Annotated in this window: 19 protein-coding genes; 7 read left to right on the top strand and 12 right to left on the bottom strand. The window is 64.0% G+C overall.

What is annotated here, in order from left to right; all coding sequences use genetic code 11:
• Window positions 1-118: 118 nt before the first annotated feature.
• A complete protein-coding gene (locus tag G7020_RS03670) occupies window positions 119-1,483 on the bottom strand; it encodes an inorganic triphosphatase (protein ID WP_181082581.1) in 1,365 nt (454 codons plus the stop codon).
• Window positions 1,484-1,593: 110 nt separating this feature from the next.
• Here G7020_RS03670 and G7020_RS03665 point away from each other — a divergent pair, with 110 nt between their 5' ends.
• The 4 genes from G7020_RS03665 (at window position 1,594) to argA (ending at window position 6,244) form a co-directional block, all read left to right on the top strand.
• On the top strand, window positions 1,594-2,271 hold the full coding sequence (locus G7020_RS03665) for a TIGR00153 family protein (protein WP_181082580.1): 678 nt from the start codon (window positions 1,594-1,596) through the stop codon (window positions 2,269-2,271).
• Between the two features lie 38 nt (window positions 2,272-2,309).
• The gene (locus tag G7020_RS03660; RefSeq protein WP_181082579.1) at window positions 2,310-3,575 is read left to right on the top strand and encodes an inorganic phosphate transporter; all 1,266 of its coding nucleotides are present in this window, start codon (window positions 2,310-2,312) and stop codon (window positions 3,573-3,575) included.
• A 123-nt stretch (window positions 3,576-3,698) separates the two neighbouring features.
• Window positions 3,699-4,856 (top strand): acetylornithine deacetylase, encoded by a 1,158-nt coding sequence (argE, locus tag G7020_RS03655; protein WP_181082578.1) that lies wholly within the window; start codon window positions 3,699-3,701, stop codon window positions 4,854-4,856.
• Window positions 4,857-4,945: 89 nt separating this feature from the next.
• The gene (gene argA / locus G7020_RS03650) at window positions 4,946-6,244 is read left to right on the top strand and encodes an amino-acid N-acetyltransferase (protein ID WP_181082601.1); all 1,299 of its coding nucleotides are present in this window, start codon (window positions 4,946-4,948) and stop codon (window positions 6,242-6,244) included.
• Window positions 6,245-6,400: 156 nt separating this feature from the next.
• Here the strand turns inward: argA and gshA are convergent, their stop codons facing one another.
• From gshA to G7020_RS03595, 11 genes are all read right to left on the bottom strand, one after another.
• The gene (gene gshA, locus G7020_RS03645) at window positions 6,401-7,987 is read right to left on the bottom strand and encodes a glutamate--cysteine ligase (protein ID WP_181082577.1); all 1,587 of its coding nucleotides are present in this window, start codon (window positions 7,985-7,987) and stop codon (window positions 6,401-6,403) included.
• 123 nt (window positions 7,988-8,110) lie between these two features.
• Window positions 8,111-8,500: a PaaI family thioesterase gene (locus G7020_RS03640; RefSeq protein WP_181082576.1), complete on the bottom strand. Its 390-nt coding sequence runs from the start codon at window positions 8,498-8,500 to the stop codon at window positions 8,111-8,113.
• A gap of 1 nt (window position 8,501) precedes the next feature.
• A complete protein-coding gene (locus tag G7020_RS03635) occupies window positions 8,502-10,829 on the bottom strand; it encodes a Tex family protein (RefSeq protein WP_181082575.1) in 2,328 nt (775 codons plus the stop codon).
• 98 nt (window positions 10,830-10,927) lie between these two features.
• Window positions 10,928-14,395, bottom strand: a complete 3,468-nt coding sequence (gene bcsC, locus G7020_RS03630) for a cellulose synthase complex outer membrane protein BcsC (RefSeq protein ID WP_181082574.1) — start codon at window positions 14,393-14,395, stop codon at window positions 10,928-10,930.
• Between the two features lie 10 nt (window positions 14,396-14,405).
• Complete coding sequence (gene bcsB, locus G7020_RS03625; RefSeq protein ID WP_258189240.1) at window positions 14,406-16,574, bottom strand: cellulose biosynthesis cyclic di-GMP-binding regulatory protein BcsB; 2,169 nt, start codon at window positions 16,572-16,574, stop codon at window positions 14,406-14,408.
• Window positions 16,575-16,633: 59 nt separating this feature from the next.
• Window positions 16,634-19,219 carry a UDP-forming cellulose synthase catalytic subunit gene (gene bcsA, locus G7020_RS03620; RefSeq protein ID WP_181082572.1) on the bottom strand — a complete coding sequence of 862 codons (2,586 nt, stop codon included), beginning with the start codon at window positions 19,217-19,219 and terminating at the stop codon, window positions 16,634-16,636.
• The gene (gene bcsQ, locus G7020_RS03615) at window positions 19,212-19,952 is read right to left on the bottom strand and encodes a cellulose biosynthesis protein BcsQ (protein ID WP_181082571.1); all 741 of its coding nucleotides are present in this window, start codon (window positions 19,950-19,952) and stop codon (window positions 19,212-19,214) included. Before bcsQ ends, bcsA begins: the two co-directional genes overlap by 8 nt.
• Window positions 19,949-20,176, bottom strand: coding sequence for a cellulose biosynthesis protein BcsR (bcsR, locus tag G7020_RS03610; RefSeq protein WP_181082570.1), 228 nt, complete (start codon window positions 20,174-20,176; stop codon window positions 19,949-19,951). The genes bcsQ and bcsR overlap by 4 nt, the downstream gene beginning before the upstream one ends.
• Before the next feature lie 6 nt (window positions 20,177-20,182).
• Window positions 20,183-21,811 carry a cellulose biosynthesis protein BcsG gene (bcsG, locus tag G7020_RS03605; RefSeq protein ID WP_258189236.1) on the bottom strand — a complete coding sequence of 543 codons (1,629 nt, stop codon included), beginning with the start codon at window positions 21,809-21,811 and terminating at the stop codon, window positions 20,183-20,185.
• Window positions 21,811-21,996, bottom strand: coding sequence for a cellulose biosynthesis protein BcsF (locus tag G7020_RS03600; RefSeq protein ID WP_181082569.1), 186 nt, complete (start codon window positions 21,994-21,996; stop codon window positions 21,811-21,813). The genes bcsG and G7020_RS03600 overlap by 1 nt, the downstream gene beginning before the upstream one ends.
• Window positions 21,993-23,531 carry a BcsE family c-di-GMP-binding protein gene (locus tag G7020_RS03595; protein ID WP_181082568.1) on the bottom strand — a complete coding sequence of 513 codons (1,539 nt, stop codon included), beginning with the start codon at window positions 23,529-23,531 and terminating at the stop codon, window positions 21,993-21,995. The genes G7020_RS03600 and G7020_RS03595 overlap by 4 nt, the downstream gene beginning before the upstream one ends.
• 188 nt (window positions 23,532-23,719) lie before the next feature.
• Between G7020_RS03595 and G7020_RS03590 the strand changes: the two genes are divergently transcribed.
• The 3 genes from G7020_RS03590 (at window position 23,720) to G7020_RS03580 (ending at window position 26,381) form a co-directional block, all read left to right on the top strand.
• On the top strand, window positions 23,720-24,118 hold the full coding sequence (locus G7020_RS03590; protein WP_181082567.1) for a diacylglycerol kinase: 399 nt from the start codon (window positions 23,720-23,722) through the stop codon (window positions 24,116-24,118).
• 110 nt (window positions 24,119-24,228) lie between these two features.
• Entirely contained in the window at window positions 24,229-24,966 is a 738-nt protein-coding gene (ompR, locus tag G7020_RS03585) for a two-component system response regulator OmpR (protein ID WP_181082566.1), read from the top strand.
• A 92-nt stretch (window positions 24,967-25,058) separates the two neighbouring features.
• Window positions 25,059-26,381 (top strand): ATP-binding protein, encoded by a 1,323-nt coding sequence (locus G7020_RS03580; protein WP_181082565.1) that lies wholly within the window; start codon window positions 25,059-25,061, stop codon window positions 26,379-26,381.
• The last annotated feature ends 63 nt before the right edge of the window (window positions 26,382-26,444 follow it).

Here is a 26,444-nt window from a genome sequence, read left to right as displayed (position 1 = left end):
GGCTCCTGGGAAAGACCGATAAAAGCGCTTGAGACGGGCACTGTAGGGCCGAATTTATTCGGCTACGGATTGGTAAAAGGCCGAACAAGTCCGGCCCTACAATTCCAGCCTTGAAAGCTTACTTGGTCAGCATCTTCCAGGCCTTGAGCGTCCACACAGTACGGGCCTGTTCGATGCGGGCATCGAGTATTTCGTCGCTCAACGGCTGCTGCGCCAGTTCGTAAAGCTTGACCAGCTCGCCATACAGGCGGTCGGTCTCCGGCACTTCCAGCACGTTGCGCGCCAGGCGCAGCCAGACCAGCAGGCGCTCCATGCGCGGTCGCTGCTCGGCGAGGTCTTCCGGTTGTTGCTGGTAGCGCAGCAGCTGCAATGCCAGCGCCTCTTCACCCAATTGGCGTGGCAGCCACTTGCCCAGTTCGGCGGCACCCTGGCGCTCGCCGCGCGTGTTGCGCCCGATGGTCCAGCCGCGTTGCCATAGCCAGAGCGAGGCCTTCAGCGAGAACAGGCCCCAGCGTGGCTGATCCAGTTCGGTGGCGAATTCGTCGGGTGCGCTCTGGCGGATCGCTTCGTCGTCCTGGCCGGCTTCGATGCGTGGGCGCCAGTCGTCGATCAGTGCATCGAGCAGTTCGCGCAGTTCCCGGCTGCTGGCGCGCGGCGCGGCCTGGCCGAGGCTGCCGAGCAGGGCGCGCAGGTCAACCAGTTGCTGCAGCCACTGGTCGAGCAGTTTCCAGTGGCCCTTGAAGCGGTACTGCTCGGCCAGCCGTTGGCTGTTGCCCAACAGGTGCCAGGCCAGCGCGGCGAAGGCGTCGTCCAGCGGCATGGTGGCATCAAGTGTTGGTGTCGGCAGGCTCAGCGAATAGCTGTCGGCATCGTGCAGGCGATAGCCGCGCTCGGCCTTGCTGATGTCGCAGGGCATCAGCGCCAGTTCGGCGGCCAGTTCGGCGGCCAGTTCCAGCAGCGCTTCGGGCTCGCCCTGGCGCAGCTCCAGTTCCAGCTCGCAGATTTCCTCACTGTGCTTGCCGACCACGACCTTGCCCAGGTCCAGCGCGGCTTCGATGACGACCTTGGCCTTGCCACGACCCCAGGCGATCTCGGCCTTCTCGCGAACGAAATCGGTGGTGAAGATCGGCTTGAGGGTTTTCTTGTCCAGTCCGGCGAGTGCCGCCGGCCAGCAATCGTCGGTGAGTTTCTTCGGGTCCAGCTTGGCCTTGTCCAGGTACCAGTCCCACTCGTTGCGCTCGGACAGGCCGGCCACGCTCTGGCCGCGACTTTTCAGCGTCTGGATGAATTGCTCGCCGTCACGCCGCAGGCGCAGCGCGACTTTCGCCTGAGCCAATTCGTGCTCGGGCGTGTCGTAGTACTGATTGAACAGTTCGTGGCGCTGCCAGCCGCTCTTGTTGCGTTTCTTCAGCAGCGGGTGGTCGCGCAAGGCCGCGAGGGTTTCGCGACTGGCGCGCAGTTTGATTTCGGTTTCTTTCTGCATGATGCCGACCGGTGCCTATACCAAGTTTGTATTACCGCTTGATGGCATACGGTAGCAGGCGCGATGGCCTGTCCGTATACTTGCCGCCTTCTGAAGCCGGGGTATTCCCTATGCCAATCAATCCATTCGTCAGCCTGTTCGGACGTTCGCCAATCGGCCCCATGCAGCAACATATGGCCAAATCCCATGAATGTGCCGCCAACCTGGTGCCGTTGTTTCAGGCGATCACGGCAGAAGATTGGGAGCGGGTCGAGCAGATCCAGAAAGAGATGGCCCAGCTGGAAAGCGAGGCTGACAAGCTCAAGAAGAATGTTCGCCAGCACCTGCCCAAGAGCCTGTTCCTGCCGGTGCCGCGCTCCGATCTGCTGGAGCTGCTGAGTGTACAGGACAAGATCGCCAACCGCGCCAAGGACATTGCCGGCCTGATGCTGGGCCGCTGCATGACTGTTCCTGTGCCGCTGCAGCCGCAGATGCTGGCCTTCGTCCAGCGCAGCGTCGACGCCAGCTGCCAGGCACTCAAGGCGCTCAAGGAACTGGATTCGCTGCTCGAAACCGGCTTCAGCGGTCGCGAGGCCACGCTGGTGGAGAGCATGGTCGAGGAGCTCGAAGAGATCGAGCGCGAAACCGACCGCATGCAGATCACGGTTCGCCGTGCGCTGTTCAAGCTGGAAAAGGAATTGCCACCGGTAGACGTCATGTTCCTCTACAAGATCATCGAATGGATCGGTGACGTGGCCGACCGCGCCGAGCGTGTCGGTAACCGTCTGGAACAACTGCTGGCGCGTTGAGCGCCAGCGTCTTTTCTGGGTTCAACAGGTAAATCTTTATGTCTCTTGTTACGGATTACGGCCTCGTACTCCTTATTCTCGCCTGCGCGTTCGGTTTTTTCATGGCCTGGGGCGTCGGTGCCAACGACGTGGCCAATGCCATGGGCACCTCGGTGGGTTCGCGTGCGCTGACCATCAAGCAGGCGATCCTGATCGCCATGGTCTTCGAGTTCTGCGGCGCCTATCTGGCCGGCGGACAGGTCACTGAGACCATCAAGAATGGCATCGTCGATGCCGAGCTGATCCCGCCGGATCTCTTCATTCTGGGCATGATGTCCTCGCTGCTGGCGGCCGGCACCTGGCTGTTCATCGCTTCGCTGCGGGGCTGGCCGGTCTCCACCACCCATTCCATCGTGGGCGCGGTAATCGGTTTCGCGGCGGTGGGCATCTCGGTCGATGCGGTGCATTGGGGGGCCATCGGGCCGATCGTCGCCAGCTGGGTGGTGACGCCCTTCATGTCCGGGGTGATCGCCTTCGGCCTGTTCATGAGCGTGCAGGCGCTGATCATCAATACCGACAATCCGTTCCAGAACGCCAAGCGTTTCGTGCCGGTATACATGTTCCTGACCGGCTTCATGGTTTCGCTCATGACCTTCACCAAGGGCCTCAAGCATGTCGGCATCGACCTGGCCACCTCGCAGAGCCTGCTGCTCTCGGTGGCGATGGGCGTGCTGGTGGCGCTGCTCGGCATGGCCTTGCTGAGCCGGATCAAGGTGGACGAGGAAGCCGATCGGGCATTCCATTTCGCCAGCGTGGAAAAGGTCTTCGCCGTGCTGATGATCTTCACTGCCTGCGCCATGGCCTTCGCCCACGGTGCCAACGACGTGGCCAATGCCGTCGGTCCGCTGGCAGCGGTGGTGGGCGCGATCCAGGCCGGTGGCGACATGACCATTGGCGCCAAGTCCGCCGTACCGGGCTGGGTACTGTTGCTGGGGGCGGTCGGTATCGTGATCGGCCTGGCCACTTATGGCTACAAGGTGATCGCCACCATCGGTCGTGAAATCACCGAGCTGACCCCGAGCCGCGGCTTCGCCGCCGAGCTGGCCACGGCCACCACGGTCGTGACCGCATCGGCCATGGGGCTGCCGATCTCCACCACCCATACCCTGGTCGGTGCGGTACTGGGCATCGGTATCGCGCGTGGCATCGGCGCACTGAACCTGGGGGTGATCGGCAAGATCTTCACCTCCTGGCTGGTCACGCTGCCGGTCGGCGCGGGCCTGTCGATCGTCTTCTTCCTGATTTTCCAGGCCATCTTCGTCTGATAGCGGCCAGGCCCGTACCACAGCGCCCCGTCCAGTCGACGGGGCGTTTTGCTTGTGAGGCTCCATTGCGGGCCGATTCGTGTTTCACTGCCGGCATTGCCCGATGAATCACGGAGGTAGCTGGTGGCCCTTCCCCCGCTCAAGCAGCGTTTCGCCGAACTCATTGCCGCGCCCTCGGTCAGCTGTACCCAGGCGCATTGGGACCAGAGCAACCGTCCGGTGATCGAACGGCTCGCCGCCTGGCTGGGCGAGCTCGGGTTTGCCTGCGAAACCCAGGAAGTGGCGCCCGGCAAGTTCAACCTGCTGGCCAGCCGTGGCAGTGGCCCCGGTGGGTTGGTGCTGGCCGGGCACAGTGACACCGTGCCCTTCGATGCCGGGTTGTGGACGTCCGACCCGCTGCGCTTGCGCGAAGACGACGACCGTTGGTATGGCCTCGGCAGTTGCGACATGAAGGGCTTCTTCGCGCTGGTCATCGAAGCGGTCTTGCCGCTGCTCGATCAGCCTTTCAAACAGCCGCTGCTGATTCTCGCCACCTGCGACGAGGAAAGCTCCATGTCCGGTGCCCGCGCGCTGGCCGAGGCAGGCAGGCCGCTGGGCCGTGCCGCGGTGATCGGCGAGCCCACCGGCTTGCGCCCCGTGCGGCTGCACAAGGGCATCATGATGGAAGGCATCAGTATTCAGGGGCAGAGCGGCCATTCCTCCAACCCGGCCTACGGCCATAGCGCGCTTGAGGCCATGCACGCGGTGATGGGCGAGCTGCTGACACTGCGTCGGCAATGGCAGCAGGAGTACGACAATCCGCTGTTCGACGTGCCGCAGCCGACGCTCAACCTCGGCTGCATCCATGGCGGCGACAACCCCAACCGCATCTGCGGCCAGTGCGCGCTGGAGTTCGACCTGCGCCCGCTGCCCGGCATGGACCCCGAGCAACTGCGCGCAGCCATGCGCCAGCGTCTGCAACCGCTGGCCGAGCAGCATCAGGTGACGATCGAGCTGGCGCCGCTGTTTCCCAGCGTGCCGCCCTTCGAGCAGGCGGCGGGCGGTGAGCTGGTCACCCTTGCCGAACGCCTGACCGGCCATCAGGCCGAAGCAGTGGCGTTCGCCACCGAAGCGCCTTATCTTCAGCAACTCGGCTGCGAGACGCTGGTGCTCGGTCCCGGTGACATCGCCTGCGCCCACCAGCCGGACGAATACCTGGATCTCGACAGGATCGAACCTACCGTGAGGCTGCTGCGCGCCATGATCGATCACTACTGCCTGCAGCCGGCCAGCCGAGGATAGGAGCAGATTTCGCCAATCGAATCTGCTCCATGCCTGCTCTCCCGACCCGGCTACCGGACCTCAAGCTGTCACCTGAAGGCTTCTGCAACATGCACGACTACGTCACCTGGCTTCGCGACTCCTCGCCCTACATCAACTCGCACCGTGAGCGGACCTTCGTGGTCATGCTGCCGGGCGATGGCCTGGAGCACCCCAACTTCGCCAATATCGTTCACGACCTGGTGCTGCTGCACAGCCTCGGCGTGCGCCTGGTGCTGGCGTTCGGCTCGCGTCCGCAGATCGAGGCGCGACTGGCTGCGCGTGGCATCGAGCCGCGCGTCCATCAGGGCCTGCGCATCACTGATTCCGCCGCGCTGGAATGCGTAATCGATGCGGTCGGGTATATGCGTATCGCCCTCGAAGCACGCCTGTCGATGGACATGGCCGCCTCGCCGATGCAGGGCGCGCGGCTGCGCGTGGCCAGCGGCAATTTCGTCACCGCACGGCCTATCGGTGTGGTCGAGGGGGTCGATTACCAGCACACCGGCGAGGTGCGGCGTATCGACCGTAAGGGCATTGGCCGTCTGCTGGACGAACGCACCATCGTGCTGCTCTCGCCACTGGGCTACTCGCCCACCGGGGAAATTTTCAACCTGGCCTGCGAAGACGTCGCTACCCGCGCGGCCATCGATCTGCAGGCCGACAAACTGGTGCTCTACGGCGCCGAGCGTGGTTTGCTGGACGAAGCCGGTCGTCTGGTACGCGAACTGCGTCCGCCGCAGATTCCCGCCCACGTGGCGCGGTTGGGCAGCGATTACCAGGCCGAACTGCTGGACGCTGCCGCGCAGGCCTGTCGTGGCGGCGTGCGGCGCAGCCACCTGGTCAGTTATGCCGATGACGGCGCGCTGCTCAACGAGCTGTTCACCCGTGATGGCGCGGGCACACTGGTGGCGCAGGAGCAGTTCGAGCAGCTGCGCGAGGCAACGATTGAGGATGTGGGTGGGCTGATCGACCTGATCACCCCACTGGAGGAACAGGGCATCCTGGTACGGCGTTCACGGGACGTGCTGGAGCGCGAGGTGGAGCAGTTCAGCATCGTCGAGCGCGACGGCCTGATCATCGCCTGCGCCGCGCTCTATCCCATTCCCGATTCGGACTGGGGCGAACTGGCCTGCCTGGCGGTCAACCCGGAATATCGCCATGGCGGTCGCGGCGACGAGCTGCTCGAACGCATCGAGGCGCGCGCGCGCAAGCTGGGCCTGAAAACCCTCTTCGTGCTCACCACCCGCACCGCCCACTGGTTCCGCGAACGCGGTTTCGAGCCCAGCGGCGTCGAACGCCTGCCGGCGGCACGGGCCTCGCTGTACAACTTCCAGCGCCAGTCGAAGGTGTTCGAGAAGAAGCTGTAAAAAGCAGCTGGAAGCCTGAAGCTGGAAGCTGGAAGTAAAAGCGAGAAGCGTGACAGCGGCGTAGCTGCGATCCCAAGCGGTGGAGGCCGTAGGGCCGAATTTATTCGGCCGATGTGGGCCATGGCCGAACAAGTTCGGCCCTACGCACTACCGCGCTCAGATGCCGATGGCCAACAGGCTTGCCTGATAGGCCGCGACGAACTGGTCGAAATCCGATTCCTGTTGGGCTTCCAGCGCGGCCTGTTCGTCGTGGGAACGTTGCGCGGCGGTTTCGAATGCGGCCTGCTCGGTAGCGCTCAGAGGCTGGCTGCGGAAGTACTCGGCATGGGCCTGAGTCTGGCGCAGGGCGAACTGGCTGAAGCTTTCGCCGCTGCGTTTCAGCGCGTCGAGTACCTGCGCCGATGGGGTAAGGCTGCTGTCGGCGACCTTCGCCTGCTGTGCGGCAAGCGCCCGCGCATGCTGTTCGCCGCCCTGGCTCTGGTCCAGCAGTGCGGCGACCTGGCCGATTTCGTCCAGCAGCTCCTGCGCCCAGGCCTGCAGGCCGACCTGCTCGCCGCAGCGGCGCAGTTCGAGGCCCGGCTTGCGTCCTTCGTTGACCACCTTGAGGAAGTTGTCGCTGCTGGCGCCGCATTCGCCGGCGGCCAGGCAGGGGCTGTCTTCCAGCGCGCAGAACAGCAGGAAGGCATCGAGGAAGCGCGACTCGTCGAGGTCGATGCCCAGCGGCAGGAAGGGGTTGATGTCCAGGCAGCGTACTTCGATGTACTGGATGCCACGCGCGCGCAACGCCTGCAGTGGCCGCTCGCCGCTTTCGGTGACGCGTTTGGGGCGGATGTTGGAGTAGTACTCGTTCTCGATCTGCAGCACATTGGTGTTGAGCTGCAGCCAGTTGCCCTCGGCGTCCTTGGTGCCCATCGCGGCGTAGGCCGGGTAGGGCGTCGAAACCGCCTTGTGCAGGCTGTCGGTGTAGCTGGACAGGTTGTCGTAGCAGGGCGTCAGGCCGGCCTGGGCGTTGCTCTGGTAGCCCAGGTCGCTCATGCGCAGGCTGGTGGCCCAGGGCAGGTAGAGGGTGTCTTCATCCAGCTGTTCGAGCTGGTGCCCGCGCCCGCGCATGAAGCTCGCATCCAGCGCCGGGGAAGCGCCGAACAGGTACATCAGCAGCCAGCTGTAGCGGCGGAAGTTGCGGATCAGCGCGATATAGCGCGAGGACTGGTAGTCCTGGCGGCTGCGCTCGTCGCCATCTTCAGCCTGCAGCAGGAGCCACAGCGCCTCGGGCAGCGAGAAGTTGTAGTGGATGCCGGCGATGCACTGCATGGTCTTGCCGTAGCGCAGCGCCAGCCCCTGACGGTAGACGTACTTGAGCCGACCGATATTGGAGCTGCCGTATTCGGCGATGGGAATCTGTGCCTCTTCGGGTAGCTGGCCCGGCATTGAGGGGCTCCAGAGATACTCATCGCCCAGCTTGCTGTAGGTGTAGCGATGGATCGTATCCAGTTCGGTCAGCGTCTGTTGCGGGTCGGTTTCGGTGCCGGTGATGAACTCCAGCAGCGCTTCGGAATAATCGGTGGTGATCTTCGGGTGGGTCAGTGCCGAGCCCAGTGCCTGCGGGTGTGGCGTCAGGGCCAGCTTGCCGTGGCCGTCGATGCGCAGGCATTCGCGCTCGATCCCATGCAGGCATTGCGAGAGCAGCGAAAGGTTCGGGGGCTCGGCCAGCAATGCCAGGCGATGGGAGAGGAGGTCGCTCAACTTGTGGATTCCTTCACGCGAAAGTGAGGCCAATATGGGGTGGCGAGCGGCAAGCTTCAAGCCGCAGCGTCAAGAATAAGCACGCCGGCTTTCTCTTCTAGCCTGTGGCTTGTAGCTGCTCCTTCAGAGGCAGGCGAAGGTCGATTGTGCCTTGGCCACCAGCTTCTCGTCTTGATGAACCTCGGCTTCGAGGACCTGGGTACGCCGCCCGGCGTGCACCACCCAGGCCCGGCACTGCAGTTCGCCTTCGGTCACCGGGCGGATGTAGTTGACCTTGCATTCCAGGGTCACGCTGTTCGGCAGGCCGCCGTTGAGGCTGTGGCTGGCCTGGCCCATGGCGGTGTCGATCAGCGAGAACAGCGCGCCGCCGTGCAGCTTGCCGTGCAGGTTGCGCAGGCCGTCGTGCATGCTCAGGCCCAGTAGCGCCTCGCCGTTCCCGACCTTGTGGATCTTCAGGCCGAGCAGGCGCCCGAAGGCGCTGGAGTTACCCACCGCCTCGGCTTGAATGCTCATGCTACTTCCTCAGGTTCTTGGCATTGGCGAACAGCGCCGCCATGGCATTGTTCGCCGGGGCTGGCTTTTCCTGCGGCGCGTGGCGCTCGCTGCGCGGTGCGTTGCCGCGCGGCTTGCCGCCACGGGGGCCTTCGGTCTTCTCGCCGGGGGTGTCGCTCATGCGCATGGACAGGCCGACGCGCTGGCGCGGGATGTCCACCTCCATGACCTTGACCTTGACGATATCACCGGCCTTGACCACCTCGTAGGGGTCCTTGACGAACTTTTCCGACAGCGCACTGATGTGTACCAGACCATCCTGATGCACGCCGATGTCGACGAAGGCACCGAAGTTGGTCACGTTGGTCACCACGCCTTCGAGCACCATGCCGGGCGTGAGGTCGCTGAGCTTCTCGACGCCCTCCTGGAACTCGGCGGTCTTGAACTCGGGGCGCGGGTCGCGGCCCGGCTTTTCCAGCTCCTGGAGGATGTCGCCGATGGTCACCACGCCGAAGTTCTCGTCGGTGAACTGCTTGGGGTCGAGGCGCTTGAGAAAGGCCGAGTCGCCGATCAGCGAACGGATGTCGCGACCGGTGTCGGCGGCGATGCGCTTGACCAGTGGATAGGTCTCCGGGTGCACGGCGGAGGCATCCAGCGGGTTGTCGCCATTCATCACGCGGAGGAAGCCGGCGGCCTGCTCGAAGGTCTTCTCACCCAGGCGCGGCACCTTCTTCAGTTCGCTGCGGGACTTGAACGCGCCGTTGGCGTCGCGGTAGGCGACGATGTTCTGCGCCAGGGTGCCGTTGAGGCCGGAGATACGCGCCAGCAGGGCGGCGGAGGCGGTGTTGACGTCGACGCCGACGGCGTTCACGCAATCCTCGACCACCGCATCCAGCGAGCGCGCCAGCTTCAGCTGCGACACGTCATGCTGGTACTGGCCGACGCCGATGGCCTTGGGCTCGATCTTCACCAGCTCGGCCAGCGGGTCCTGCAGACGGCGGGCGATGGACACCGCGCCACGGATCGAAACGTCCAGATCGGGAAATTCCTTTGCCGCCAGCTCCGACGCCGAATACACCGAGGCGCCGGCTTCGGAGACCATCACCTTGGTCAGCTTCAGGCCCGGTACTTTCTTGATCAGCTCGCCGGCCAGCTTGTCGGTCTCGCGGCTGGCGGTGCCGTTGCCGATGGCGATCAGGTCCACGCCATGCTTGGCGCAGAGTTTGGCCAGTGCAGCGAGAGTGCCGTCCCAGTCATTGCGCGGCGCGTGCGGATAGACGGTGGCGGTATCCAGCAGCTTGCCGGTGGCATCGACCACTGCCACCTTGCAGCCGGTGCGCAGGCCGGGATCGAGGCCCAGGGTCGCGCGCGGGCCGGCGGGTGCAGCCAGCAACAGGTCGTGCATGTTGCGGGCGAACACGCCGATGGCATCGTCTTCGGCCTTGTCGCGCAGCTCGCCGAGCAGGTCGGTTTCCAGATGGGTGTAGAGCTTGACCTTCCAGGTCCAGCGCACCACTTCGGCCAGCCACTTGTCGGCGGCGCGACCGCGATTGTCGATGCCGAAGCGCTCGCCGATCATCGCTTCGCCCGGATGCATGGCGCCTGGCGTAGCGACGCCCGGCGTTTCGTCGCCGACCTTGAGGCTGACGCTGAGCACGCCTTCGTTGCGCCCGCGGAATATCGCCAGGGCGCGGTGCGAGGGGGTGTTCTTCAGCACTTCGTCATGCTCGAAATAGTCGCTGAACTTGGCGCCTTCAGCTTCCTTGCCCGGCACCACGCGGGCGCTGAGGGTGGCGTTGTGCTTGAGGAAGTCGCGCAGCTTGGCCAGCAGGTCGGCATCCTCGGCGAAGCGCTCCATGAGAATGTACTTGGCGCCTTCGAGCACGGCCTTGGTGTCGGCGAAGCCTTTCTCGGTATCGATAAAGCGTTCGGCTTCGCTTTCGGGGCTCAGTTCCGGATTGCTGAACAGCGCATCGGCCAGCTCGCCGAGGCCCGCTTCCAGGGCGATCTGGCCCTTGGTGCGGCGCTTCTGCTTGTACGGCAGGTAAAGGTCTTCGAGACGGGTCTTGGTGTCGGCCAGGTTGATCTCGCGGGCCAGTTCGGGGGTCAGCTTGCCCTGCTCATCGATGCTGGCGAGGATCGAGGCGCGACGCTCGTCCAGCTCGCGCAGGTAGCGCAGGCGCTCTTCCAGATTGCGCAACTGGGTGTCGTCGAGGCTGCCGGTCACTTCCTTGCGGTAACGGGCGATAAAGGGCACGGTGGAGCCTTCGTCGAGCAGCGCCACGGCGGCGGCTACCTGTTGCGGGCGCACGCCCAGTTCGTTGGCGATGCGGGAATTGATGCTGTCCATGTGATGTCCTGCGGGCGGAATGACGGCCGGCCGGCCAGAAAAGGGCGGCAGTATACCTGCGGTCGCCGCACGGCGGTTTCGAATCGGCTAGCAAAGGCTCAGCGGAATGCGGCGTAGGGCTGCAGAGGCTCGACGGGCCAGGACAGGTCGCCTCGCCATGGGGCGAAGTTGTAGCGAACGAAGAGCAATGCGTTGCTCGGCGCGTAATCGTCGCTGTACACCCAGTTCAGGGCACCGCCAAGCACGAAATGGTCGGTCAGGCGGCGCTCGAACATGCCCTGGAGCCGGTAGCTGACCCCACGGCTGGTCGATCCGGCTATTTCTTCAGCCGCGGCCTGAGGGCCGATCACCTCGGCGAATCTGCCGTTCAGGCTATCGAGCGGATAGCGCCGACTGTCATCGGTACTCGATACCGACCAACTGACGCCGCCTTCAAGCAGAACGGACCAGTCGGGATTGCGCCAGGCGTAGCTCACCGGCAGGCCGATCGAGTTGTACTGCTGCGGACTCCAGTAGCCGCCCTGTCCCAGCGTATGGCCGCTGAGCTCGCGCTCATAGGCGAAGTGGATGAAGCTCAGGCCGGACCTCAGTCGCTGATCGATACGGTCGAGCCATTTGTAGTAATAGCCGGTCATGGCGGTCAGCCGGCGATTGTCCGCAACCTTCTCGCCCCGCAGCCAGTGATGGCCCAGATTGGCCCAGACACCATGCGCGCCGCCCTCGTCCCAGCTCAGGCCGAGGCTGGCGCCGTTGGCGGTGACCGCGCCCCAGCGGACCCCCGTGCCGGGATCGAGGCTGCCGCCGTAGGACAGGAGCGAATTGCTCATTGGGCGTCGGGATGCGGTGAGCGACCAGCCCAGCTGACCCAGACCGCCGCTGCCGGTCACGCCTGCAAAGACATTGTCGATCTCGAAGCCCTGACTGAAGCCGGCGTCGACTGCCATCCGCTCTGTCTGGACGCCGCCTGCCAGCATCATGGCGTCCGCCTGCTGGGTTTTGCCGCCACAGAGGGCTGTTTCCCGGCAGCTGCCGAAGTTGGGATCGGCATCGAGCGTACCGGCATCGAGGTCGATACGTTCGGCACGCAGGAATCGGCGCTGACCAGCGGCAGGCCATTCCAGATGCAGGAGGGTCGTGTTGGTTTGCAGTTCCGAGATGCCAGGGGTGCCATCATCGTTGCGCCAGCCGAAGTGGTGCTGCAGCGTCAGGGTGGTGTTCTGCGCCTGATAGAGATCGGCCAGGTCGCTGCGCAGACTACGCACAAGCCAGTCGTCTTCTGCATCAGCACGTGAGGCCTGCGTCATTGCCGAACTGTGGGCGTCCGCATCCAGCAGCTCGGCATCGACCATGGCCTGCCGGTAGAGCCCGATGGCCTGCCGTGGATTCATGGCGCGCAGAAGGCGGGCGGTGTCGCGACGCAGCAGAGGATCGGGAGCGCGCTGTTGCCGTTCGAGTTCCGTTAGCAGCGTGCGGGCCTTTTCGGTTTCGCCGACAGCGGCCCAGCTGTTTGCCAGTCGGCGCTGGCCGTTGAAGTCTTCCGGGACCAGATCGGGCGGCATCCGCTCAAGAGCCTCGCGGGCTTCCGGGATACGCCCTGCAGTCACGAGCGCTTCGATTCTGGACAGGCGCGCCCCGGCATGTGTCCCATCGATTGCCAATGCCTGCTGCAGGTAGTCGAGCGCCTTGCCGATCTCCCCCCGCGCCTCGGCCCAGTTGGCCAGCATGACGAAATCTTCCGGCGGGCCGCCATTGTCGCGTAGCGCCGTTTCGATAATCTCGATGGCAGCATGCTCGCGACCTGTTTCGCGCAGCTTTTCGGCACGCGCCAGCAGCTGGCGCCGCTGTACGCGGGTGGCGAGCGCCTGCATGTCCTCGCTCCATTGCGACTCTGGAACGGCACGCAGCGTCGCCAGCGCGGCGACGTCCCTTTCTGCGGCGGCCAGATACAGACCGTGGGCATAGCGGGACGTCGGGTCATCGGCCTGGCGCCGAAGGAGGTCGGCGAAGACCGCGTCGGCCTGACCTGTCCGACCCTGTTCGTGCAGCACGTTGGCCAGTCGATAGGCGAGCCAGGGATCGTCCGGCGCCAGTGTTCTGGCCTGTTTCAGGGCTTCGCTGGCGATGGCTGCATCCTGAGCCTGCAGAGCGCGATCGGCGATGCTCTTGTAGCGCTCAAGCAGCAGGTCGTTGCGCAGGGAGGCGAATGCCCGGCGCTGCGCTGGCGCGAGTGACTCGATGAACGCCAGGGCCCGGTCCGTCGACTGGGCCTGGTAGATCCTGACCAGCCCGCGTATGGCGCTGCCGTTGTCGCGTTCGAGTGCCAGGATACTCAGGTAATCCTGCTCGGCCTGTTCGAGCCGGCCCTCGTCTTCGGCGACGCGGGCCAGGCCGGCGCGCGCGAACAGGCTGTCCGGGCGTCTACGCAAGGCAGCGGTATAGAGCGTCTTGGCCTTGGCGTGATTGTTCTGCCCAAGGGCCAGGTCGGCCTGCTCCAGTGTCAGCCAGTAGCGTGTCGCCTCGATCAGGTCGTTCCACTTGGTCAGATTGTCGATGTCGTCCTCGTTGGCCTTGGCTCGCTCGAAATACCGGATGGCTTGCGGTCGGTGGCCGGGTCGCATCAGGGCTCGGCCCAGGCCGCCGAGAAATTCCGGCTCCTGGGGATGGCGCCTGAGGGCCTGCCTCAGTTGAACCTCCGCCGCCTCGTCATCACCGCGCGAAACGAGTTCCAGGCCGCGCTGGCCGGCCCGCCAGAAAGGGTCGGCGATGAGTGTGCGGCCACGTTCGAGGTGTTGTCGGGCTTCGTCTGCGAAACGACCGCCGGCATAGCGATCAAGAAAGCTCTGCCAGCCTGCGAGCGTCCTGTCGCTGATCGGTTGCGCGGCGAGATACTCGAACTCACGCTGAGCGGCCGCGTCCGTTGCCGTAGGGTTGCGTCCGAGCACGGCCAATAGCGCCAGTGCGGCTTCATCCTGTCCGGCATCGAACAGCAGGTTGGCGAGCAGCTGGCGTACCGGGGGATTTCCGGGGTAATGCGCGTCCAGTTCGCGCAGCGCGGTGATGGCCTGCGCTTGCTGCCCCGGACGGGCACTGCGCAGACGCCAGTACTCCACGGCCAGCTCCAGCGTCGGGGGTGCGTCGCCAAAGATGGCTGTCATCCCGGCATAGGCTTCTTCGGGGCGGCCCGCCATGGCGGCCAGTCGAGCCTGCTGCAGGCTCTGCTGGGTCTGTTCGTTCGCCAGCACCAGCAGCAGGCGGGCCTGCTTTTCGACGTCCAATGCGCTGTCATGCTTGGCCGACCGGAACCTGTCATGCAGGCTCCGGACACGAACGAAGTCCTGCTGGCGTAGCGCAAGACGCATCTCGGCCAGCAGTGTGCGCGGGTGTTCGGGGGCGACCAGGCGCAGACGGGTCAGGGCATCGTCGATCAGATCATCGCGGTTGAGTGCTTCGCCGGCTCGGGTCTGTGCGAGCAGCCAGGCCACTTGTTGCGCGCCATCGCGAGGGCCGTCGGTCTGTCCCCAGCAGACCGACGAGAGCAGCAGCAACAGCATGGGCAGTCTGTTCATCGTGAGGGCTTCACTGTCCGTCCGAGAGGCGTCGGGCGGCAGCCCAGCGCAGCGTGCGCCACAGGACGAGGGCCAGCAGCACGATGCTTAGCGTGGCGAGAAAGGCCAGCAGCACCGGATGCTCGGACAGGTGGAACCAGAGCAGGAGCCACCAGGGCAGGGCGCCGACATAGTAGGGCTCGCCGACGGCGTGACTGCTGACCCCGCTGTCACGGATGAGCGCCACGGAGCCTGCGAAAGCCTGTTGCTTGCCGACGTCACCCAGTGCCTCACGCAGCAGGTGGTAATCGTCGTGAGTATTGGCCAACAGCGCGACAAGGCTGCGCTGTTCATGGAACGGAGACTGCAGACCGAGCACGGCGGCCAGCGGAGCGTTGGCGCGCATTGCAAGGGACGTCGTGCCGCTGCTGTCGCCGCGACGTGGTGCTTCTTGCGTGAGCCAGCTGCGTGGGGCTTCGAGCAGGATGGGCAGATTCTTGGCGGTGCGTAGCGAGTCGGGCAGCGGGCCGATCAGCAGCAGGTCGGCGTCTGCGGCGCGGGCATCGCTCCAGTCGTCGGTTATCCGCACGCCCAGTGCCGGGTAGCCAACCTGGGCACCGATCAGGCCGAGCGTATCGAGCAAGGTGCCGGCTTCGGATGCACTCGCTCGCTCCGGTACCAGTACAAGGGTCTCGGAAAGGTCGGCCATGCGGCTGAACGGGAAACCGCTGCGCACGAAGGCTTTCAGATCCGGCATGGCCATGTAGTGGTGGTAGCCGGACAGATCGATGGATGAGCTTTCGTCGATCGCCGCCTGGACGTTGGTCGGCAGATAGGTCTGGCAATGATCGCGCTGGGCATTGCCGAGCTTGCTGGCGAAGTTGAACTCGAAGCGGACCTTGTTGCGCATCCCCATCTTCAGCGCCGGCACCAGCAGTTCTTCGCTCTCGGTCGAAGTATCCGAGGAGAGCACCGACAGCCGCAGCTTCTCCACGTTGCTGCGGCTGTCGCTGGCCTTCAACGCGATGCTGCTGATGTACTGGTCGTTGACCGTCACGTTCAAGCGCGACTCATCGGGCGCTGCAGGGGGTGTATAGCGATAGCGCGTCGCCAGCGGAATGCCCTGGTTGCGCCAGACGAACAGGTCCGGCGGCAGGTTGATATCCAGGGAGATCGGATAGGGCTGCAGGCCGCTCGCCTGAAGCTGCTGTGGGTACTCGATCAGCTCGGAGAACAGCACCGGTCGATCGGTGCGAATCCAGTTCGGTGCGTCGTAGGGCTGGCGCGGCGCGGCCTCGACCTGCTCGATCGTCACCCGCCTGCCACGCAGCTGCCCCTGGTCGAGGGCCAGTGCCGATGCCGCCTGGACGAGATCGGCCTCGTTCCGGCCCATGACCAGCAGCAGCTTGGTATAGCGGTCGGCAGGATGGTCGATCAGCTCGACGACCGGGCCGTTCACTGCCGGGTGCTCGCGCAGCAGTGGAGGACGATGGTCATTGGTGGCGAACACGACGGCAGGCTGCGGGCGTTCGATGGCCTCGGGCAACTCGCCGTAGTGCACGGGGAAGCTGGCGCCCCGCCAAGCGGCGCGTGCGCCGAAGTACGAGGCCAGGATGCCTGCTGCACGCAGCGTGTCGGGTGGTGGAGCATCGGCGAAGAGGATCGGCAGGCGCAGCGGGCTGCTATCGCGCTGGTCGAAGAAGGGCAGTGGAAACCAGGCAAGGTCGCTGGCGATGTCCAGCGCCTGCTCCTGCAGCACGATACGGCTCTGGCGACCGAGATTGAGCCAGAGCCCGCTATGCGCCGGGTCCTCGCAGATATCGGTGTAGTGACCGACGAATTCGACCCTGACGCGGTTGAAATCGCCGAGCAGAAGAGGGTCCAGGCTGACAGTCTGACGTACCCGCTGGCCGAGCTGATCCTCGGTGATGGACAGGGTGCGCATCAGCTCATCGTTCAGATAGATACGCAGATGTGACAGTACCGGCAGCAATGCCGGCGAAGGGGTGTAATCGAGCAGGAGGCGCGCATCGGTGGCTATCCGGTCGCGGCGCAACTGGAATTCCACCTGCTCGGCGTTGCGGATACCGAGCAACAGCTGGTCCTGGGGGCGCCCCAGGTCGGAAAAGCTCCGGCTGGTTTCCCAGGACGGTGGCGGCACGGCGACTGTCAGGTCTGCTACCTCTTCTGGTGCGGACATGGTCTGGCCTGGCGCGAGGAGCATCGAGCACAGCATCAGCAAGGGTGCCAATCGAAGCTTCATGTTCTGTTCTCCAGGGGACGAGGGGCCGGGGTGCGCGGGCAGAAGCTGATCAGCCACGCAGCTAGCCGGAAAAGGGGGCGGAGTGGTTTGTCGAGGCCGGCGGGAAGGTATTCGAACAGCCGGTAATAACCGCGGCCACCCAGGCGCAGCACCTCGATGAAACTGTGCAGCGGACGGTCGGCCTCGAACTGGTCGTGACGATTCAGCCAGACATCCGCACGGGCGAAGGTGCATTGCACGAAGTCGACTTGCTGGGTCAGGTCCAGACCGTCGAGGCGAAGGCCGAGGTGCATGCCGGACAGTCGCGTTACCTGTGCGGGAAAGGCGAATTCGCGTTTTCCCCTGCGTAGCAGCAACTGCAGCTGATCGTTCGGTGAAACCCGTAGCGGCATCGACAGTTCGAGCCCTGCGCCACAGTCGGAAAAGTCGCTCAATATGCAGGGGTGAACGTGACCGCCGGGAAGGCGGATCGAGGCGGGGAGCTTCGCCAGTACCCGGTGCGAACGGCGTACCTGCCGTACTTCCGCCGCCACGGCTACCGCGGTACCGATGATCAGCAGGTTGTAGAGGACCCAGACCGTGCTGACGAGCACCGTGGCGATCTCTGCAGCAGGGCCGTAGATAATCCGCCAGGCGGCGAAGCCCAGCCCGAGGATATTGAGAATCGCCAGCAGCAGATAGGGCCGGGCGATGTGCCAGTCGAACTGGTTTTCGTCCATCAGGCCGCCCTTGGCGGTTACGTTGAATTTGCCTTTGCCGGGGTTGAACAGGGCCACCGTGGTCGGGCGGGCGATATACCACGCCAGAACCGTCTCGTAGACCTCGCCCCAGAACGAGTGCCGGTGCTTGCCCTGCAGCCGGGCGTTGGTCAGGCTGGCATGGATCATGTGCGGCAGCACGTACAGGACGATCAGCAGCGCCGGTGCATAGATGATGTATGCGTGCAGCAGAAGAAAGGCCAGCGGGGCGGTTAGGTAGATCAGCCGCGGCAGGCCGACGAGGAAGTGCAGCATCGCGTTGGCGTAGCACAGGCGCTGAAAGATTGTCAGTCCCCTGCCCAGCAGTGGGTTGTCGGTACGGAAGATCTGCGCCATGCCGCGCGCCCAGCGGATGCGCTGGCCGATGTGCGCGGACAGGCTTTCGGTTGCCAGGCCGGCGGCTTGCGGAGTGCCGAGATAGGCAGAGTTCCAGCCGGCGCGATGCAGACGCAGTGCGGTATGCGCATCCTCTGTGACCGTCTCTACCGCAAAGCCACCGATACTCTCGATGGCCGATCGGCGCAGAATCGCGCATGAGCCGCAGAAGAACGCCGCATTCCACATGTCGTTGCCGTTCTGCACCAGGCCGTAGAACAGCTCTCCTTCGTTGGGCTTGTGGCGGAACGAGCCAAGGTTTCGCTCGAATGGGTCTGGCGAAAAGAAATGATGAGGCGTCTGTACGAGGGCCATCTTCTCATCGCGCACGAACCAGCCCGCTGTGACCTGGAGAAACGACCGTACCGGGATGTGATCGCAATCGAAGATGGCAATCAGTTCACCCGAAGTCACCGTAAGGGCGTGATTGAGGTTGCCGGCCTTGGCATGGAGGTTGTCCGGACGGGTGATGTAGCCGACACCCACCTCATCGGCGAACTGCCTGAATTCTTCGCGGCGACCGTCATCGCACAGGTGAATGCGCAGCCGATCCGATGGCCAGTCCAGCCCCAGTGCGGCGAGTACGGTGGTGCGGACGACCGAAAGATCCTCGTTGTAGGTCGGGATGAGCAAATCGACGCTGGGCCATTGCTGTGGCGATTCGGGCAGGGGAGCCGGCTGGCGGTTCAGCGGCCAGCAGGTCTGTACGTAGCCGAGTATCAGAACGAGCCAGGAATAGGTTTCTGCGACCAGCAGGATGACCCCGCAGGTGAGATCGAAAGGCGAGTCCCATTTCAGTGTGGCGCTGTAGCGCCACCAGAGGTAACGGCAGGAAATGATCGTCGACAGCACGATCAGCATGAGGACGGCAAAACGTCCGGGCACGCGCCGCACGATCAGGGCCAGCCCCCAGAGCAGGAGCACGAACACCACCTGGGCACCGTAGCTGAACGGTTCGGTCACGCACAGCAGTGCGAGCAGCATGGCGATAGCCGCCACGGTGACCTGAAGTGCACGTCTGCATAGCGGTGAAAGCGTGTCGAGCATGCGATTCGTCAGCTCGCCTGGCTTCGACCAGAGGGCCGGTCTTGGCGTCAGGGGCCTTGCCAGCCGTCTGCCGTGGCGTAGCGCCTCTCGAAGCAGGCTGGGCCAGCGCAGCTTTCGGAACGTCAGGCGCCTGCTCACCGCTTCGCGCGGGCGGGCCGGGCGTACCAGCAGCAGCCAGAACGTCTGCAGCAGCAGACGCAACGGGTCGCCAGCGGAAGGCGCCTTCCCGGCAAGGTGCGGATACAAGCGCTGCCTTTCGCTGAGCACGGCCTGCCAGGCCGGGCTTTCCAGGCGCAGCAGCAGGGCCGCCAGCAGGTAACCCAGCGTCCATTGAATAGACGCAAGGCGACCCGCGCCGCGCGTGAAACGAAGATGGTGGTAGTAGGCGAACAGACTACGCATGTCCACGCCCTGCCTTGCGTGCAAGGCACCATAACGCCAGGTTGCGAAGGTCGCTGGCCGCCTGACTTTTCGGGGCGTAAAGCCCCACGGGCAGTTTGTGTGCCATGGCTTCGGCGACGGCCTCGTCCTCGTGGATGATCTGCGGCGCCTGGTTTGGGCTGTATGCCGTGCGCCACAGGAGCACCAGATCACGCTGCAACTGACTGGCCGGATTGAAGCGGTTGATCAGCAGCAGGTTCGCCTGCCTATCGAAGTGCCTGTGCAACAGTGCGTGGCAGCCTGGTGCAGGCGTGATCAGGTCGATCAGCAGATCGGCACGACCGTCTTCGACCTCTGCAAGAGGCGGATTGGTACTTCGGGGCGGCAAATCGAACAGCACCCAGTCATGGAACGGCTGGAGCTGTTCAAAACGCGCATGCCAATAGGCCGGCTGCTGTTCCAGCAGCTGTGTGATCTGGCGCGTTTCCGCTGGTGCGAGACGACCGTAAGGCAACACGTGGAGACCTGGCTGCACTTGCAGTGCGTCGTTCCAGAACGTGCCGTCGAGCTGAGCACGACCCCATCCTGATTCGTTGGCCAGATCGTCGCCGAAATGCAAACGAGCGAGGTCATCAGGGCTGCAGTCGATCAGCAGTACCCGTTCCCCCTGTTCGTGCAAGGCCAGGGCAAGACCGCACAGCACTGCAGTCGTGCCGACGCCTCCGCACAGCCCTCGCAATGCAATACGGTTCATGCCCGCTGAGCCTGGGCGACCGTATCCTCACGGTCGAGGGATGGCGTGCGCAACGCGGCATCCAGTGCGTGGGTGCTTTCCGTCTCTGCCAGCAGCGGCCAGCGTTGCAGCGCCTGGCCCAGTGCGTTCGTGGCCGAGACATCCAGATACCTCAGGTGCGGCATATGCAGATGCTGCCGAAGGGCTGAGGCATCATCGAGTGGTGGCAGGGGATAGCGGGACATGAAGGCTCACTCGAAACGATTCGGATAGGGCAGCCACACGGCCTGCCCGTTGACGCGAACGTAGGGCTTGCCGTCGTACTCGATGACCTGTGCCCCTGCGGTCTCTGATACCTGTTCGGTTATCGGCAGTCCGGCGACCAGCGTTGCCACATCCGGCGCGCTTTGCGTGCCTTGAGCGGCATAGAGGCGTGACACCAGCTCCGACAGGGCCAGGAAACTCGACGGCTGCGAGACATGCAGCGGCATGTTGTCGTGCGTCGGGCCCATGCCGATCAGCTTCAGGCCCACCGGCACCTGAGTGATCGAGGCACGGGGAATCTCTCGCATTCCGGATATCTGCATCCTGTCGCCATGCAGGGCGGCACCGTGCTCCGGTACGATGAGCAGTGCAACACGACGACCGCTGCCCTCCAGTTCATCGATGAAGCTGTCCAGATCGTCCAGCAGGCGCTGTGCGCGGAGCTTGTAGTCCGCCGACTGTGCCTTGCCGTCAGGCCCAAGAATGCGATTGCCGTCGTGCAGGCTGATGCTGTTGTAGAACAGCCCTACATGAGATTCGGTGAGCGACTGTCGGTGTTTCCACCAACCTCGCAGCACGTCCAGATCGCGGGCGATGGGCGAGCCGTCGAAGCCGGCCATGGCGCGCGGGAAGCCTTGGCTCGGCAACGCGGGCTGCGGCAGGCCCTGGGCTGTCACGTCGTCCGTGAAGCCGTCGAAGCGTCCGTTGTGATTGAGCAGGGTCTCGGCGTGAAAGCCGAGATTGGCCAGATTCTGGAATAGCAGGCACTGCTCTGGAGCCGGCTGATAGAGCGCCTGGTGACGCGGCTGTCCACAGCTCGCCCGCAGCAGGCGAATCGCTGCCGGCCCGCTGTAGGAGGTGGCCGAATTGAACCGGTCGAAGATCACGTCCATCCGACCGAACAGCGCGTTGTCTTTGAGGCCTACGGCATCCAGATCCTCCCAGGCCAGGGAGCAGACGTTTACCACCAGCACATCGAATGCGGCCGCGTCTTCGTTTCGAGGGGGAAACAAGGTCTGGCGACCGGCTTCGCTCTCGAAGAAACGCTGTAGCCAGGTATCGAGCGTCGCGGTGTTCACCTCGGTGCTGGTTCGCTCGACCGGTACGCTGGCGGCGATGGCGACCTCTACGGGTTTGGCTGCCGTGCCGAGGGCCGGGGTGACGCTGGGCAGCCAAAGCCAGACCAGGCCGAGCAGGCTGAAGCTGGTCAACCGCAGCCACTGCGACAGGTAGCTGTAGCCGATCAGCAGCAGGACGAGGATGGCGATCGCCTGCCAGTCGACGAAGCGTCCGGCCAATTCCAGGAGGTATGCCGGGGTGAAATCGAGGATGCCCGGTTGCGCCAACAGGCGCTGGAACGGAGGCAGCCAGGTTTCGCGATACAGCAATGCGATGGCTGCCGGCACGGCGATCATCTGCCTGGAAACGCGTAGCCATTTTCCGGGTAGCGGTATGCAGAGCAGGGCCACCAGCACCAGGTTCGGCAAGGGCTGGATCTGCACGAGCCCGAGCGCCAGCAGCACGAACTTGGCGATGAAGTACAGATTCCAGTGGCCCAGGCCCGGCCAGTTGCTCATGCGGCCTGTATGCAGCGAGGGTGCCAGCGCGACATTCATTACCGGTCCTCCCGCTCCGGCTCTTGCGACCGGTAACGAACACCCGCGCGCCGGAGATGACGGGGTGGTAGCAGCCGATCAAGCATTCTGAGCACTGGTCGCCAGTAGGTTGCGAGCAGCAAGCCGAGCAGCGTGCCCAGGCCGATAAAGAGCAGTGCCAGTTGGAATAGCCAGGAACTGGTCATGAAAGTGGCTCCTCGGCCAGTTCGAGCCGCACGGACCGAGGTGCGAGCGTCCTGGTCAGAGGGTCGGGCCCGGGTGTCTCCGCCAGGGATAGGGCTGGCTGGCGCTCTTCGAGAAATAGCGGGCTGGCAAGTGCATCCAGGTCGTCGAGTCGCTCGAAACTGATGAACAGCTCCTGCCAGCTCACCGGAAAGATGTTGTCCAGAGCGGCTTCCACGGTTTCGCCGCGACAGGCGAACAGGAACAGGTACAGTCCGTCCGAAGTCAGGCAGAGGATGTCGCCCTGACGGCGGAAGCGGGATTCGCCAAGCAGGCTTTCGACACTGAGGCCGGGCAACACCCGAATGCGCAATAGCGTGTGGTCCAGCTCGCCGTGTTGTTTGGCGGCCCACATGTGCCGCACCGATTCGGCGAAGGCGCGGGGCGTCAGTTGTCCGCGCAGCGGAAGAGGTTTCGAGCGGTTGAGACTGTCAGCGATATCGGTCGGACTTTGACGTTGCCAGGTGTGGCCTTGGATGCTGTCGATGAGCGTGAGTGACCGGGCGAGGGGAGTGCCGAAAGGCATGATCAGCGAGGCACCAGCGGCTATCAGCAGTTGATCGTCGCGGTAGCGCAGGCAGGGAGCGACCTCTCGGACAACTAGCTTCAGCTTGTTGCCACAGCTACGGCGCAGCCGATCGAGGAGCACTGCAAGCTCATCGACTTCGTCGCTGCGGCTGACGCCCAGGATAATAGTGGCGTAACAGGCTGTGGCAGCGTGATGCAACAGCTCAGAACGGTCGGGATACACCTGCCAACCGAAAGGCTCATGCCTGATGCCGGCAAGAGCGGTTCGTTCGGCATGGACCTGGTGGCGATCCTGCGCTGCTTCGTGGTCCTGTATGGAGTTGGCCAGCAGCTGAAGGGTTCGAAAACCATCGGCTTGCTCGGTGAGCAGGACTTCCCTGGATCCCCCAGGCGCTGTCTGACTGTGCCAGTAGTGCACGAGAAGCCGGGGCGCCGCCCGGTCACGATAGAGTTGGGCGAAGCCCGAAAGGCCAGGCGTTCGCTCGTACAGCTGGGCGGAAAAACCAGTTGGTTCACCTTCGCAGAGGATCACTAGCGTGGCGCTGCGCCGGGTCAACCATTTTCCGACGGTTTCTACCCAGCGATTCAGGGGGATATCGCTGAAAGCCTCGCTGGGCAGGGCGAGGAGGATGATGCGATGCTCCACTCGGGTGGCACGATCCAGCTCCGAGGGCAGCACCCGCAGCATTGCCCTCATGCGGGAAGGTGTCACGGTCAGGAAGGCCAGTTCGCGAGGCCCCTGGTCGGCCGGTAGATCGTTCAGGAACTCTTGTTGGCAGGGGCTGGTACTGAGTAAAACCGCACGTGCCTGGCTCATGCTGGTCAGGGTCTGGCGCAAGAGGCGCATGGCGTCATAGGATTGCCCGATTTGCACCCAATGAATGGCGCCTGCGGCGAAGGTCATCGTGCCCAGCAACAGGTCTCCAGCGCCTAGCGATGCCGAGAGTGGTTCTAAAACACGGTCGGTCAAGAGGGTACCTGCGGTATGAAAGTGATGCTGGGCAGCTCTGTTATCGGTCAGGAACTGGCTGGCTTGACCGGGTGACACGGCAGTTTGTCGGATTTCCGTGCTGGGTATGTCAAAATAATATCATCGACACGCAAAGCTGCCAATATTTTGCTCTGCCCGTTCGTTGAGCCGTTGCGCCGAGGAAGCTGATGAATAGCGAACCCCTGAATGAAGTAGCTGATGCAACTGCTCTGAAAACCAAGTCGGGACTGCGGCGCTTAGGGAAGGCGCTAAGCTACTCCGCTGCCGGTTTCGCGGCGGCCTGGCGCCACGAGGCCGCTTTTCGCCAGCTGGCGCTGTTCGGGGCCGTTCTCACGGTTGTGGCATTTTTCATTACCGACGTGCCGCTGGAGCGGGCCATCCTTGTCCTCCCCATTCTCCTGTCGCTTGCGATAGAGCTGATCAATTCGGCAATCGAGGCAGTGGTTGACCGGATTTCGCTGGAGTTGCACCCCCTTTCAAAACGTGCAAAGGACATGGGCAGCGCCGCGCAATTCATGGCGTTGGTGAGCATCGCGGTGGTGTGGTTGCTGGTGCTGTGCGGGTGATTTGACGGTGCATGGTCGGCGCCAGCAGAGGAAAAATCTGCTAACAATGGCTGTCAGTTGCTTTGATATCCGCAGGCGCATAATGCGCTGTCGAACATTCGGGAGTTTCCATGAGCAACACTGCGCCCGCCAGCGAAGGCGAAAAGATCCTTATTGTCGATGACGATGCCCGTTTGCGGCGTCTGCTTGAGCGCTTTCTCGATGAACAGGGCTACCGTGTCCGCACCGTGGAAAGCGCCGAGCAGATGGATCGTCTGCTCAGTCGCGAGCTGTTCCATCTGGTGGTGCTGGACCTGATGATGCCCGGCGAGGATGGGCTGTCGGCCTGCCATCGCCTGCGTGAAAGCGGCAATCAGATTCCGATCATCATGCTCACCGCCAAGGGCGACGAGGCCAGCCGCATTCAGGGCCTGGAACAGGGCGCCGACGATTACCTGGCCAAGCCCTTCAACCCGCGTGAATTGCTGGCGCGGATTCGTGCCGTGCTGCGCCGCCAGGCGCCACAGGTGCCGGGCGCGCCGGGCAGCGAAGACCAGACGGTGACCTTCGGCGACTACGAGCTGTTCCTCGGCACCCGCGAGCTGAAGAAGGGCGACCAGGTGCACATGCTCACCACCGGCGAGTTCGCCGTGCTCAAGGCGCTGGTCCAGCATGCCCGCGAGCCGCTGACCCGCGACAAGCTGATGAACCTCGCCCGGGGCCGTGAATGGGATGCACTGGAGCGCTCCATCGATGTGCAGATCTCGCGTCTGCGCCGCCTGATCGAGCCCGATCCGTCCAAGCCGCGTTATATCCAGACGGTCTGGGGCGTGGGCTACGTGTTCGTGCCAGACGGAAACAAGGGCTGAAAAGCCGATAAAAGCGCTGGAGGCTTGAGGCTGAACGATGGCGCTTTTCCGTCCAGCCTCAAGCCTTTAGCGCTCTTGTCGGTTTTTGATTTATGAAGACTCCGCTCTGGTTCCCGCAAAGCTTCTTCGCCCGCACGCTGTGGATGGTGCTGATCGTCGTCCTGTTCTCCAAGGTACTGATGCTGGTGTACCTGATGATGAATGAAGATGTGATGGTCGATCGCCAGTACAGCCATGGTGCGGCGCTGACCCTGCGCGCCTACTGGGCCGCCGATGAGGAAAACCGCGAGCGTATCGCCATGGCTGCGGGCCTGCTGCGGGTACTGCCCGAGGAGGTGCCGCCGAGCGAATACCACTGGCCCTATACGGAGATTTTCCAGCGGCAGATGCAGGCCGAACTCGGGGTCGAAACCGATGTGCGGGTGCGTATCCAGCCGCAGACGGCCATCTGGGTGCGCGCCCCGCAACTGGGGCCGGACTGGCTGCAGGTACCGCTGTATGCCTATCCCTTGCGCGGTCAGCGGATCTGGAGCGTGTTGGGCTGGTTCCTCGGTATCGGGCTGCTCTCCACCGCCGCGGCCTGGATTTTCGTCAGCCAGCTCAACCTGCCGCTCAAGCGTCTGGTCTACGCCGCTCGACAGATCGGCAAGGGGCGCAGCGTGCGCCTGCCGGTCAGCGACACGCCGAGCGAGATGACCGAGGTCTATCGCGCCTTCAACCAGATGGCCGAGGACGTCGAGCAGGCCGGGCGTGAACGTGAACTGATGCTCGCCGGGGTTTCCCATGACCTGCGTACGCCGCTGACGCGCCTGCGTCTGTCGCTGGAGCTGATGTCCAGCGATGCCGAACTGACCGAAGACATGATCCGCGATATCGAGGACATGGATGCCATTCTTGACCAGTTTCTCGCTTTCGTGCGCGATGGCAGCGACGAGCCGGTGGAAAGCATCGACCTGGGCGAACTGGTGTGCGAGGTGGTGGCGCCCTATAACCAGTATGGGGAAACCGTGCGCCTGTGCGTGGAGCCCATGCCGCAACTGGCATTGCGCCGGGTGTCGATCAAGCGCCTGCTGGTCAACCTGATCGAGAATGCCCTGCGTTATGGCGGACATGGGGTCGAGGTGGCGGCTTTCGTTTCGGGCGAACGGCAGGCGCCCTATGTGGTGTTGAGCGTGCTCGACCGTGGTGTCGGGATCAACCCCGATGAGCTGAGCGAGATTTTCAATCCCTTCATCCGTGGCGACCGTGCCCGCGGCGGACAGGGTACGGGGCTGGGTCTGGCCATCGTCAAGCGCATCGCCGCCCAGCACGGCGGCACTATCGAACTGCGCAATCGCGCCGGCGGGGGGCTTGAGGCTCGGGTCAGCCTGCCGCTGGGGTTGCTGTTGCCGCGCGGTGCCGCAGAGGTGGCGTAGGTCGGGCCACGTCTTCTGATTGTCGGATTATGCCTTCGGAAACCCGGATTACGCCTTCGGCTA

The organism is Stutzerimonas stutzeri, assembly GCF_013522825.1.
Classification (GTDB): Bacteria; Pseudomonadota; Gammaproteobacteria; order Pseudomonadales; family Pseudomonadaceae; genus Stutzerimonas; species Stutzerimonas stutzeri_AK.
Note: the sequence above shows the minus strand (reverse complement) of the source record. Positions and strands in the feature narration are given on the sequence as shown.